Here is a 13483-nt window from a genome sequence, read left to right as displayed (position 1 = left end):
ACCCTTTCACTCTTATAAAATGACTTTTTTAAAATCATAAGAGCCATAAAATTCTTCGTTTCCATACTCATCAATCTCTTCATAGACTTGGGAAGCAAACCAAATTTCAAAACTTTGATCATATGACATCTTAACTTTACTAAGCTCAGAATAAACCATCTGACTAATATAATTACTTTCATCAACAATAAGTAAGGCTCTTCTATAATCAGAATCTATGTAGAACTTAAACTTTTTTTCACAGGATTTAAATACCTTGTCTAAATATTGTTGAATTCTTTCTCTTGAAGGTTTCAAGTCCCTCGTTGTACCAAAACTGATTGGGCCAATAATTTTAACTTCTCCATCACTCACATTATTTTCAATGGCACTTTCCTCGTCTAGAATCATAAAGCAGAAATTAATACCTCCCACCTCAAAAAATTCTGATTCTCCAGGTGAGTTTGCAAATCCGTTATTTAGAATTCGCTTCATATTTCCTAGTACTTCCGCAGTATATTTTTGTTTTTCGTTTTTTCCCCACCTAACATTCACATCCATTGATAATCCATACGGAAGTGCCTTTAGTCTAGGTTTATCCAATAAAATTGCAACACCTATATTTCGAGCGAGTTCTGAGAAAGACTTAGCATCTTGATTTTTCTGAGGGACAAGCTCGTGAAGTTCCTTTACCTCAACCACAAATCTCTTCGATATGGAATTACTAAATAGTAAATCTGGTTTTTTCGAATTAATTTTATTGCCCTTTTTCTCCTTATCAGGACACAATGACAATTTGTAATTTGTAGACTCTTCGTTGTTTATAAAATTTATAAAACGATTTCCAATTGAAATCCACTCACATCCACTAAACAAGTCTGGGCAATTATCAAAATTAGTTAATCCTTCATACCATTGATCATGATCTTCGTGACATCGAGAACACGGAAAATATGCCGCATATCCTGACTCTTTAAATTTTCCTCTAATATCCTTCTCATTGTAGTTCAACCTACCCACTCCTACATGCTTAAGTTACAATCAGTTCTGATCAATCGTTTCAATAATTGCTTCAATTTCTTTATCAATTTTATGAAATAAAACATTTAAATCTTCCATTAATTCTACTTGTTCATAAGCATCTAGATAAAAATCCTCATTTTCCTCCATACTCACCTTCACACTAGTAATGTTATCAAAAACTGATAAAGTCCTCTGCCGTTCTTTTTTAGTAAGAAGCACAAAATATTTACTACCTAAAAAGAATTTAGATAAATCTAAATAAGTCTCAAACACTTTCTCAAACATTAGGTTAGCGATTGTCTCTGATCGAGCTTCTTCATCTGGCTCTTCATAAGACATCTTATCGTTTATAGCTTCATATCGGTAATAAAAATCTGACAGTATATGTCTGATAACAAACATTTCTCTAAGAATCTCATGTTTCAGTTCATTTCCTTTCTTCTCAAGTGTTACTCCGATACCTCCAAATGATAGAGAAAGTTCTTTCAATTCAAGTTTTTTAAACATATAAGTCCCCCTTCAGAAAAAGTTCATAAATTTAAAATTCCATAAAATTATAACACTGTCTATTTAAGCTAACTACTTATTATTTTATTTTTAGCGCACAAAAAAAATTGGCTCCGTAGAGCCAACTCTGTCTACATAACTATTTTAAATGCTCCTGTCCGCCTACGCCTACTCTTGCAAATTGATATACCTCACTCCAATTCCGTTCAACAGGGGCTTCAGTCGGCATAGGTTTGCGACCGATTGTAATCTCAGGTCCTTTGCGCTCCCGCATCAAACCACGCAACACGGTCATTCCGATAATACTCAAACCAGTAAATACGTACATCAATCGCATCAATACATTACTGGAATCCGAGCCTGTCACAAATCCATGGATGAGTAAGCCGATGAACACTGGATAGGACAACATATGGAAGATAAACCACCATTTGCGGCCAAGCTTGTTACGAAGATCACTAGACAGTAAAACAATGACCAGTCCATAGAAGGACAACGTTCCTAGTCCACTTCCAATCGGGTGCACCGAGGCTGTAAATGGAATCAACAATTCACTCCAGCTAAACGGACTGTAATGATCAATATACAAGATTAGCGCATGAGCAAGTCCCAATCCAAATGCGAGCCATGTGGTTCTCGTATGCCATTTATACATCACCGCTTTTGGCTTTCCCTTTGCTGCCGGCATGCCTTGAGCAATGCCTAGAAGCACACCTGCAAAGAGCAATAGATAGGCGGCTATACCACTAATTCGAATTAAACTCCAGGTTGGTAGATAATCTACAATCCATTGTGCCATAAGCGGCTCCCCCACATCCGATAGAATTGTCGTCTAAACTGCGAGTTCAAGCGACTTTTTGATCAATCTCTTAAATTAGACTAAAACGGTGATCAGGATCAAAGCCAGGCCAGCGCTCAGCTAACTTTTCTGTATTTCCTCTGAACCACATACTTCCGTCCCGCGTTACCCATAACACGTCATGTCGGTCATAATGCCGATTCAACCAACGAATCGCTTCTTCACTTCCCAGAATGCAAACGGTCTTCGCTATAATCTCGCATTGGGAGGTGTGTTGCCCCAGAACAGTACACTGTATGATATCCGTATTCGCGGACTGCATCGTTCGAGGGTCGATTAAATGGTGAGCCATTTGACCGTTACCGCTAGGATGCATCCATTGTCTCCGCGCTAGACTCGACGTCGCAACTGCTCCACCATCTAACTGAATGCTGCCTGTCAGATTGCGCTTCTCCAAGAACGGGTCAGTGATATAGAGCGTCCAGCTGGTATGAGCAGGTGTGCCCCAGACCTGAATATCACCACCCGCATTAATCATCCCAGCAGGGATATGGAGTGAACGTTGCAACCAGTCTGCTATACGTTCTACAGCCCACCCTTTGACGATACCGCCAAGATCCAGCTCAGTACCCGGGTCTAAGTGAACCATACGGCTCCCCTCTCTGTGCATCCACCCAGGACGACAGTAATCAAATCTTTCATCTGATGAGGTAGAAGACAACGGCTGTGCTGTATGGCTATAATTCAGCTGCGTATTAAGCTGGTCTGATTGCAACTGCTCAAAGCTTACATCGTATCCTTGCTGACGAAGTGCTTGGGCAATACCTGGCTGAAAGATGCCTTCCGTCTGACCAATGTAACCGTAGGCAAGGCTCAGCACTTCATCCATCGCAGCCGATACAGGTAACCAGCCTGTAGAGCGATTCAACCGATTGAGCTCACTATCCAGTACAAATCGACTAAAACGTCTCTCCTGTGTTTCAAACCAATTCTGTACTAGATCTGCAGCATGCTCAGCTTCCTCCTGCCCAGTAACTAACTGCACCTCGATCACCGTATTCATCGCGCGGAAGCGAGAAACCAGCGGAAGGATTGCCTGTGGCTGCTCAACCCGGCTCATGATGCACCTGTGCGTGACTGATAACTGCCACTAAAGGTTCTAGAATCATTTTGCTGATTTTGTTCATCCGTTGAATCGCCACCTGGTGCTGTTCTGGAGTAATTGGAGTATGGTGCCAAACCACTTGACCCATCTCCACTTCCACGACTCTGGTTGTTTCCGTAATCTTGGTTGTACTGAAGACTCGGATCAGAGCTGTCCGTTCGACTGTTGTTCCATTCATCCATTAATTCATCGCGCGTAGCCACCTCACTGTTGATGGTGTTACTTGTATCTATTTCATTAGCAGATGCATAAGCGACGTCAAAGGCATCCGAAGATCTTACATATTGAAAGAGTGCAGCCACCGCTAATGTTGCCGCGGCCGAAGCTTGCCATTTTCTCCATTGGTTACGTTTTGCTCTCATCGATCTTCCCTACCTTCTGTGGTGAAGTTCATGTTCCTATCATAGGTAGGCTGGCTTAAAAGCAGATGAATGAACCGTTAAGAAAGGCTAAAGCTTTACAGTTAGATCAAGGAATTTACCATACAGGTTCCGCCAAAAAAAGTTCAACACAAAGAAGGTTCTGGTCAGAGAACATCTCTGGTTCCAGAACCTTATGGTTAAACGCACGATAACGAAGTGTAACACAACACACGCACTTACTTCTTGATGTTAAACAAAAACATACCGTCTCTCTGTTCCTCCTGAACAACGAGCCCTCTCCGAACCAGCTCTTGTAGATGGGCTAACGTTTCACTCATTGCAAATCGTAGCTGATGGGTGCTCAAGCGATCGCTAAACATGAATAAACAAAGGTCATAAGCACTCACAGGTGCCTCCGCTACTCGCTCAGCCATCTTCTGAAGGCGTTCCTCATGATGTGCGAGCAGGTGAACCGTTCGTTCATTGAAATGAAGAAACGGATTACGATGCCCAGGATATGCTCGCTCCACATCCAGAGCCCCAAGACGATGCACCCCCTCCATATAAGATAGTAAGGGCTGAGAGTCACTTCCGGGCTGAAGACTGACATTAGGTGAAATCTGTGGCAAAACGGCATCCCCGCACAGGATCTCTCTCGTCTCTGGAGCATAAAAGGATAAATGCCCTGGAGCATGTCCTCCCGTTTCCACAGCCATCCACTGTTGGCCTCCCATCTCTAACCACTCACCATCTTCTATAGAAGTTATCTCGGGAAGAGGCATAATCTGCGAATCAAAGCTCTCCATGTGCTCATGAATCTGTCTCGCCTTATCTGCAGGCATCCCATGCTGTGCATAATACTCAGGTAGCACGACATTAATGGTGGCGTCCTGCCCCCACATGTACTCTGCCTCTTTCATGGATCGACTAGACATGCGCACAGGAGCACCCGTCTTTTGCTGCAGCCAGCCCGACAAACCAAGATGATCCGGATGGTGATGCGTTAAGACAATTTGGCTAATGGATTGAAAAGATAATCCTAAACTCGCTAGCGCTTCCTGCCACTCTAGTTCGGTCTCACTGCTACGCGGCCCTGGATCTACAATCGTAACCGTTCCATCCGTTTCATGTAATACATAACTGTTCACCCAACGTAAAGGAAAAGACATGGTTATCTTGACCCGCTGTATGTATTCCGGCATGGTTATCGCTTCTGATCTCTTCATATAATGTTTACTCTCCATTCCTTACTCTTCAGGACGATGACCGACAAAGATCATACGTGATGATTCCTGTTCATCATATTTCTCTTCATCATATCCTCCATGAACCTGATCGACGATCAAACCTGCCTCGTGTAACAAATGGCTTAATTGTTCACGGCTATACAACTTGACCCGCTCATGATACACACGCGCCTTCTGGTCAGGTATGGTCGTGTCCGTAATACGTATTTCCTTTTGCACAAATCCATCCTCTATTTTGCGAAACTCTTCAATGTACTGTCCTTCGTCTTCTCGGGTTGATTGGGCTACCAGATGACGAGTCACATAGGCTGTGTTCATAAAGTCAATGATAAAACTGCCCCCTGGCTTCAGCATGCGATGAATAACCTGTAGTACCTTGAGTTGCTCTCCATCTTCCTTGAAATAACCGAAGGATGTAAATAGATTAACTACAGCATCAAATCCACCTTTTAATGGTAGCTCTCGCATGTCCGCATGATACCACTCTACACGGTGGTCAGTATCCATATCTCGCGCTTCGCGCAATAGTACATCAGATAGATCAATACCTGTTACTTGAAAACCCGCGTCAGCAAGTGCCAGTGAATGTCGCCCCATACCGCAGCACAGATCCAGCACTCTCGAATTAGGCTCAAGCCGTAACCAGTTGATCATTTTATGCACTTCATGAACTGCACCTTGCACATCGCGATGTTTGTACACCAGTAGATAGTCCTCACCAAAACTCTTCTCATACCATTCCGTCATTGCTTCTCGCCCTCCATATGGTCAATAGCCTTTCTATCTGTCATATGCTGGTACATTTTCACTTTCATGATAAGCTTCTAGTCATTGTATCGTCTTTGTCGTTTAAACTCAAAGCTTCCATGCCTCATTCACATTGAATGCTCTGAAACCCCACGATATAATGTTAAACATAGTCGAAGCGGTTCGAACCGGGTAATTATTCAGATATTCCTGCATTACACTGGAGGTGATCATCATCATTCGAATTGGACTCACCGGATGGGGAGATCAGGAAGATCTCTATGCACATCGTACAAAAGCCAAAGACAAGCTTGCCTTATATGGGCAATTTTTCACAACTGTTGAGGTGGATAGCACCTTCTACGCCGTTCAACCTAGGGATCGGATGGCGCGCTGGGCAGCAGAAACACCAGATTCCTTCGCTTTTATAGTCAAGGCCTATCAGGGAATGACAGGGCACCTGCGGGGCAAGCCCTATTTTAATAGTACATCAGAGATGTATAACGCTTTTCGAGAGTCATTGGAGCCGATGATGGAGGCTGGCAAAATGCAGGCAGCACTGTTCCAATTCCCCCCTTGGTTTGACTGCAATCGAGAGAATGTAAATGAACTACGCGAAGTTAGACTGAGGATGGAAGGCATTCCATGTGCCATTGAGTTCCGTCACCGCAGTTGGTATGAAGATGCCATGCGTGAACGTACGTTATCCTTCCTGAAAGAACAGGGCTGGATTCACAGTGTATGCGATGAACCCCAAGCAGGACAAGGCTCGATTCCTATTGTGCCTCAGGCTACAGATCCAGAAATGACACTCGTTCGTATGCATGGTCGAAACGTATCGGGCTGGCACCAAAATGGTGCGCCTAATTGGCGCGAAACCCGTTATCTGTATCGATATAACGAGGAAGAGCTACAGGAATGGAAAGGATATCTGGAGCAATTGCAGGAGCAGAGCAAGGATGTATATGTTATTTTCAACAATAACTCTGGGGGAGACGCCGCAGCAAATGCACGTATGATGATGGATCTGCTGGATATTCCAATAAAGCCATTTCCCGATAAGACGATTGTCGAAGAGGAGCCAGGGCCAGAACAACTCGAATTATTTTGAAGAGGTTGTTCAAAAAGTCTGCTTTTGATTACGAAGGATGCGCGAGCGGCGAGGCTTACGAAGTTTGTTTCCTTCGGAAACAATGTAGTTGCTCACGTAGGTTTGCCTACGCTCCGCTACTCCATTTCTATCTTCATCCCATCTTCTCGGTACTGAAAACCGACCTTTTTGAACACGCACTTAAATAAGATTCCTTTTGTTCCTCATCAGGATCATCGTTGTGTTTACACGTAGAAAAGCGGCCAGCCCTTGAGCTAGCCGCTTTTCTCATTTCATAACATAAATAGTGTACATGCATTCCAGCTCACACAGTATCTACTTCATACCACAGGGAGCATGCGGTCGATTAGCGTTGCCCTGCCGTAAGTGAAGTAGGCAAACCAACTTGGCTCAGTTGCTGGTTCATCTTGTGAGCCTCAATCCCTGCAAGCAGCACAATACCGATGCCATGTGTATCGTTAAGATTCCAACCCAGATCATCTCGATAATATAGAGCGGTGAAGGAGTAACCTGATCCACGACATACGCCATACACATTCCCTTGATAATCAATAGAGATACGTGTAATCCCTTCCCAGCCTTTACGAACAGCCTCCAAATAGGGTTCAAACTCCTCTAGCCAACCCTCTCGGATACCACGAGCGTAGGCATAGATAAACATCGAAGTACAAGATGTCTCTTCATACGAATCAGGCCGATTCAATACTTGGTGCCAGAGACCATTCTCCCCCTGCAATGCCAGGAAGCCTTGACACAAATCACGATAAAACTGAAGCAACTCCGGTCGCTTCTCATGATCATTCGGCAGAATTGTCAGCAACTCGGTTAGAGAGAAGAGCACCCAGCCGTTGCCTCGCCCCCATGGAATACCTGTTGCCCGGCCACGCACAAAATCATACACATGAGACATAATCTGTTGCTGTGGAATATATAAATATTTGCGAAACAGCAAGAATTGATTAATGGCATCGTCCCAATATGACGTTTCTCCCGTAAGCTGACCATAACGCATCAGAAACGGTGTACTCATATAGAGATCATCACACCACATCGTTTCATGACGCATCTCTCCGCTGCCCCGAGCCCGATAGAACGCACCATCCTCCAGCCGTTCCTGTTCATTCGTAATATAACGAGCAATCCGGTGTGCTGTATCGAGTCCGCCGCGCATCTCACCACTTGCCATGGTCGCCAGTAACGTAGAACCGAATGATCCACAATCATCCAGACTGTCAATGGCGGACAGCTGATTGTTGATACCGGCTGCACCATAATGGTCTCGATCCCATAATCCATAACGGTCAAAAGAGGTGCTCAGTTCAATATGCTCCCGCACATACTGCACATAATCGTCGCGGTTCAGCTCTTGACCTGTCTGAAGCAAGCCAAGCAGCGTTACTCCCAGTGGGTAATTCCACTTGCCATAATGCGTATTCTCCAAATAAGGACGAACGCTGGTCTCGGGCAGATCTACTTGCCAGTAAACCCCGGTACCCCCATTATCAAACACCTTATCGGTTACAACGATCTCTCCCGCAGTTGGTGCAGATTCGGGGGTAAAGCTGCCCGTATACAGCCAAACATCCGCGCATCCTGCAACAGGATGTGGAGACGTTAGCCTCCATCCCCTAGAGGATGCAGGTTCAGAGATTGAACCACCTATTTCGAAGCCCCAGCTGTCTTCGCCCACCAAGCATTCGCCTTTGGCGACTAAATGAACAGCCCCATACTTACGTGGAAGTTCAACCTTGAATTCACCACTTGTCTTTTCGGAATATACTTCCTGACCGTTGATAAATAAGGTGAGTCCACCTGTGTGTTTACCTTGTAAGATTACTGGGGCAGTCCCCGGCACTATAACATCTAGTTTTGTCCACGCATATGCAACTGCTGGCTCTGCTGTACCAAATATCCGGCCAAAGTTTCCAGCATGCAGCTCTTGCTCCGTCCATTCCCTTCGTGGAAACCATGTCAGTCCTGTCTCCGCTTCGGTCATACCATCATGTGGAAGTGATGTAAGCGGCTCATCCACAGGTTCTGAATACAGCCATCCTTCCTGACCCTGACGGTCAATGCCAGGTGTCAGAAAATGAAGAGGGAAATTTTTGAATGATGCGGTTCCATAAATGCCGCCGAAGCCGACTTCGGTTTTTACAAAACACAACAGCACATCATTCCACCCGTATTTTACATGGATCGGAAACTGAGTTTTACGTTCTGGATACAGCTCTTGGAGCAGTTCAGATTTGAAAATCTCTTCTCCATTCACGTAGACGGTCACTGGACTATAACAGTTCAGACCTGTATTTAATGTGGTGTCCTGCTGACTCCATAACTTGCCCCACACATATACATATTGTCCTGCACGTGCATCGCTCCATTTCCGATCCAGGTTCAGATCGTAACGGTAGTCTGCAAGCCTACGGAAACCACCCCGGTGGTAAGCTCTGAATAAAAAGGAATGCTTGGGATGATCCCCCATATAACGCTGAGCCACTGTCGTCAATACGTCGGGTATTGAATCATGAACCTTGCCTGCAATCGCCTCGTTCTCATGAAAATAACGAATGATTGTCAGCTCCTTTCCCCAAGCGGGATCCGCTCGGTTAACCGTAGCGTCTCTCCGCCTTTCACTTCCACCACTTGCTGATCTGCCGTTAGCCATACTGAAATTGAAGACGGATTATGGATTATCGAACGATCTGCTGAGCATTCCAGTCGCTTCACTGCTTTCCAGTAGGCAATAATCTCTATATTGGTCGCATACCAAATATCGTCTCTGCCACCGATCTGCTCTCCGAACCGTTCGATGATCTCCCAATTATCGTTATCATTGAATTCGTAGCTGTGACCCCAAACGTAGAAGAGTAGTGGTGTACCTGTCTTTGTATGCTGGATAAATCGTTCAGTAAGTGAGTCCAAATCATGATTATGGTGGCATGTCGGATGCCATTCAAGTGGCCGTTCAGGCAGTGTGAATTGCCCATGGGATTCAACGGTTCGTGCATAATCTAGACCTAACCACTCTAATTTGGTGCTAAGTGAACGATCATAGCCACCGTTGGGATAGGCCATTCCTCTTACCGGATAATCAACAAGCCGCTCCAGTGCTTTTCGATCTTCCATAATCTCTTCGGTGAGCAGTTCATCCGGCACATACGGCAACGTGGGGTGAGTGACAGTATGTACAGCCACCTCATGACCCGCATATAGCTCTGCAACCTCACCTTCATCGATTCTTCCCGCTTTACCGAGTACGCCGGAATTGAGATTAAATGTTCCACGCAACCCATAACGATTGAAAATATCCACCAGTCTGCGATCATGCACTACACCATCATCGTAACTAAACGTCAACGCTTTCATTACTCCACCTGGATACCGGTCAAACTGGATACGATGTCCCATCTTTGTTCCTGTCTCCCTCCGAATTGGCGTTACAACTGTGATCTAGAAGATCTATATAGGGTTCAACTAAAGAAGGTTTACAGTTGAACCTGCATAGAGGACATTTCACTTATCCTGCTTAAAATTTTACCAAATCATCGATACGTACAGGCAGTCCTGTGCGGATCGCCTTGTTGGCTGCAATACCCGTAAGAATAGAGCGCGCTCCGTCCACATGGTCAGCAGCACGGTTGAATTTGTCTGGTACCGGATCACCAAAGATATCGTTCAGCAACACCGGATCACCACCACCATGACCGCCTTCTCCCTCTTCTACTTCTACCTCGTAAGGTGCATCAAACATTGGGAATACGGTGATACTGCGACCTTTGAGCGCTCCTTCATTGGCACGGTCACCACCCGCATTGACATACGATTGCTCTACAATATTCATCTCGATACGTCCTTTGCTGCCGTTAAAAGCGATGCGATACCCTTCCCAAGGCATGTAAGCATTAAGGGAATATGTCAGAACTGCTTTGTTCTTATAGCGAACAAGTACACCGAGTGTATCTTCAATGCTGATTCCATCGCCAAAAACATTCTGATCGCGCTGATAACCATCCTCGTGCTCTGCATCCAGATACATCGCCTTCAGTTGCTCACTTTGATCCAAATGTAGTGCGAACGGATCGTTCTCTGCCTGCGGATTGCCTGTCGCTCTCGCATAGCTATGCTGCTCTCCGCGGCGCTCAGCATTCTCTTTGCCGTAGAACAACAGATCTCCGTATGCAAATACGCTTTCCGGCTGTGAGCCGATCCAGAAATTGACCAAGTCGAAATGGTGTGTTGATTTGTGGACAAGCAAGCCACCACTGTTGCGCTTATCCCGATGCCATCTGCGGAAGTAATCTGCACCATGACGTGTATTCAGCAGCCACTCGAAATGCACGGAGTGGATATCGCCAATGACTCCGTCCATAATCAGCTCGCGTGCTTTCGTATGATGTGGTGCATAACGATAGTTGAATGTCACACGCACATCGCGTCCTGTGCGTTGTACCGCATCCAAAATCTCCTGACATTTCTGCTCATCCACCGTCATCGGCTTCTCCGTGATTACATCACAGCCAAGTTCCATAGCTCTAATAATATATTGATGGTGTGTGCGATCCACTGTGGTCACAATCACCGTATCCGGCTTATGCTCTGCGATCATTTCTTCAAAACGATCTGCGGTATAGGTAGGCAGCTCATGGTATCCGCAATCCTGTGTCAGAACTTTGTTGGCATAATCCATCCGAGTCTGGTTCGTATCACACAAGGCGAGAAGCTCTGAACGATCCTTATATTCCTTCGCTAACGCGGTATAGAAAAATCCTGCTCTGCCACCTGTTCCTACGAGTACATATGTTTTTTTGCTCATTGTGTATCTCTCCTCATTAAGTTGGATTAGGTATAAATGCGACTATATTTAATCCGCATTCGCGCCTATTGCTGATCACAGAACAATGCAGCGATAACGGTTATTCCTGAATTTCCTTTACGGCAAAATAGCGGTAATTCCCTTGGCCTGTACTAGGTTCAGACTTGGTATTCATAGCAAACAGTCCCATCTTAGCCCCGACCCATAGTGCAGTGGTTGCAACAAATGTTGTCCCTATCGGTGTATAACTCATGCCATCCTCACTCCAGTTAAACTGTACATGGCCAGGTTCGACAAGGGTAAACCGCAAATGAATAGACCAACCAGTATCCGGCGAGCCTTCTCCCTTCCAGTCCAGCCCTTCTTCCTCCCATTCGTCTGCATGCAGATCACTATCCTTTTGCTTCTTCCCACGATTCAGAGATAAACGAATGATCCCTTCCTCAGTCTGGGTGAGACAAAGATAGGCATAAGCATCACCAAACAAAACGAGTCCTGCTTGATCGCCAGCCTGCTTCGGATGAAAGGTCAATTGAGTCGTAGCTTCAAAGGCTGACGCCGGTAACTTTTGCATCAATAGCTGTGGAACACCAAATAGAGATTGCATACCCTCAGGATATGGAAGCGCGTGCAAAACAAGTCCTTGTTCTGGATTCAGATCAGCCCATTCAGGCTGTGCGTTAGCCTGCCATTGCCACTGAAGTCCTAGACGATCCGCTGTAAAATCATCGGAGACTTCGGGCACAACTACGGGGTGCGTGCTTCCTACGTCGGGCTTCTTATGCACGATTACAGGTTCACCGGTTCCATGGCCTTCCTGATCCAAGCCAATGATAGGCCAGCCCTGTTCATCCCATTGCATGGGCTGTAGATGAACAATCCGTCCATACGCATCACGATCTTGAAAATGGATAAACCAAGACTCCCCTGAATCCAGCTCTACATATCCACCTTGATGCGGACCATTAATAGAGGAAGAGCCCTGATGCATGACAATTCGATCTTCATACGAGCCAAACACCTGCTTCGACCGTAACACGGTCTGCCATCCCGGTTTCACCCCACCCGCTGGAGCGAAGATATAATAATCTCCATCACGCTTGTAAAACTTTGGACCTTCTATCGTAGGATGATGCTCTGTACCGTCAAATACGATCGTTCCTTCATCCAAAAGCCGGCTTCCATCCGGTGCCATACGGCATACCTGAATTTTGCTTTTGATCCCACAGCGGCTGTTGGCAAAAGCATGCACCAGGTAAGCCTGCCCGTCATCGTCCCATAATGGGCAAGGGTCAATCCACCCCTTAACCTCATGCACCATATGAAGAGGTGACCAGGTTCCCTCAGGATGTGTCGCCGTTGTCATGAAGATGCCTTCGTCTGGTGTACTGAAAAAGATCCAATACTTGTTGTCATGGTAGCGAATGCTTGGTGCCCACACACCTTTACCATGTAGAGGGACGTCATACCCCGGAAGATCCAACCGTTCAATGGCATAATTCACGAGTTTCCAATTCACCAAATCTTTTGAATGCAAAATCGGTAATCCTGGTGTATGCGAGAAGCTAGAAGCAGTCATGTAAAAGTCATCGCCTACACGAATCACATCCGGATCCGAATAGTCCGCGTGCAGAATGGGATTACGATAGGTTCCATCCCCCTGATCTGCGACCCAGATCGGTTCAAACCTTTCTAGACTGGATAGAGATGTAGCCATTAGATTACTCCCT

General features: G+C 45.5%; 12 protein-coding genes. 1 reads left to right on the top strand and 11 read right to left on the bottom strand.

The annotated features are described in order from the left end of the window. Positions 1-12: 12 nt before the first annotated feature. The 7 genes from ASD24_RS27415 to ASD24_RS27385 all read right to left on the bottom strand — a co-directional run bounded on the left by ASD24_RS27415 (position 13) and on the right by ASD24_RS27385 (position 5829). Positions 13-990, bottom strand: coding sequence for a hypothetical protein (locus ASD24_RS27415; protein WP_056702802.1), 978 nt, complete (start codon positions 988-990; stop codon positions 13-15). Between the two features lie 30 nt (positions 991-1020). Continuing rightward, the gene (locus ASD24_RS27410) at positions 1021-1509 is read right to left on the bottom strand and encodes a hypothetical protein (protein ID WP_056702799.1); all 489 of its coding nucleotides are present in this window, start codon (positions 1507-1509) and stop codon (positions 1021-1023) included. A 139-nt stretch (positions 1510-1648) separates the two neighbouring features. Continuing rightward, positions 1649-2308, bottom strand: coding sequence for a ferric reductase-like transmembrane domain-containing protein (locus tag ASD24_RS27405; protein WP_056702796.1), 660 nt, complete (start codon positions 2306-2308; stop codon positions 1649-1651). Between the two features lie 70 nt (positions 2309-2378). Further along, a complete protein-coding gene (locus tag ASD24_RS27400; RefSeq protein ID WP_056702793.1) occupies positions 2379-3428 on the bottom strand; it encodes an FAD:protein FMN transferase in 1050 nt (349 codons plus the stop codon). Beyond that, positions 3425-3835 carry a hypothetical protein gene (locus tag ASD24_RS27395; protein WP_056702791.1) on the bottom strand — a complete coding sequence of 137 codons (411 nt, stop codon included), beginning with the start codon at positions 3833-3835 and terminating at the stop codon, positions 3425-3427. Before ASD24_RS27395 ends, ASD24_RS27400 begins: the two co-directional genes overlap by 4 nt. A 236-nt stretch (positions 3836-4071) precedes the next feature. Continuing rightward, on the bottom strand, positions 4072-5061 hold the full coding sequence (locus ASD24_RS27390) for an MBL fold metallo-hydrolase (RefSeq protein ID WP_056702788.1): 990 nt from the start codon (positions 5059-5061) through the stop codon (positions 4072-4074). A 21-nt stretch (positions 5062-5082) separates the two neighbouring features. After that, entirely contained in the window at positions 5083-5829 is a 747-nt protein-coding gene (locus ASD24_RS27385; protein ID WP_056702785.1) for a class I SAM-dependent methyltransferase, read from the bottom strand. Between the two features lie 235 nt (positions 5830-6064). Here ASD24_RS27385 and ASD24_RS27380 point away from each other — a divergent pair, with 235 nt between their 5' ends. Then, positions 6065-6940: a DUF72 domain-containing protein gene (locus ASD24_RS27380; protein WP_056702915.1), complete on the top strand. Its 876-nt coding sequence runs from the start codon at positions 6065-6067 to the stop codon at positions 6938-6940. Between the two features lie 346 nt (positions 6941-7286). On the opposite strand, the gene ASD24_RS27375 is transcribed toward ASD24_RS27380, so the two are convergent. The 4 genes from ASD24_RS27375 to ASD24_RS27360 form a co-directional block, all read right to left on the bottom strand. Beyond that, a complete protein-coding gene (locus tag ASD24_RS27375) occupies positions 7287-9605 on the bottom strand; it encodes a glycoside hydrolase family 88/105 protein (protein ID WP_235540905.1) in 2319 nt (772 codons plus the stop codon). After that, positions 9515-10348, bottom strand: a complete 834-nt coding sequence (locus ASD24_RS27370) for a polysaccharide deacetylase family protein (RefSeq protein ID WP_056702781.1) — start codon at positions 10346-10348, stop codon at positions 9515-9517. The genes ASD24_RS27375 and ASD24_RS27370 overlap by 91 nt, the downstream gene beginning before the upstream one ends. Positions 10349-10466: 118 nt before the next feature. After that, positions 10467-11753, bottom strand: a complete 1287-nt coding sequence (locus tag ASD24_RS27365) for a Gfo/Idh/MocA family protein (RefSeq protein ID WP_056702778.1) — start codon at positions 11751-11753, stop codon at positions 10467-10469. A gap of 100 nt (positions 11754-11853) precedes the next feature. Then, positions 11854-13470: a glycoside hydrolase family 43 protein gene (locus ASD24_RS27360; RefSeq protein ID WP_056702775.1), complete on the bottom strand. Its 1617-nt coding sequence runs from the start codon at positions 13468-13470 to the stop codon at positions 11854-11856. Between the last annotated feature and the right edge of the window lie 13 nt (positions 13471-13483).

It is taken from the genome of Paenibacillus sp. Root52 (genome assembly GCF_001426865.1).
Taxonomy (GTDB): domain Bacteria; phylum Bacillota; class Bacilli; order Paenibacillales; family Paenibacillaceae; genus Paenibacillus.
The sequence above is the reverse complement of the archived record's forward strand: the minus strand, read 5'-3'. Positions and strand labels throughout refer to the sequence as shown.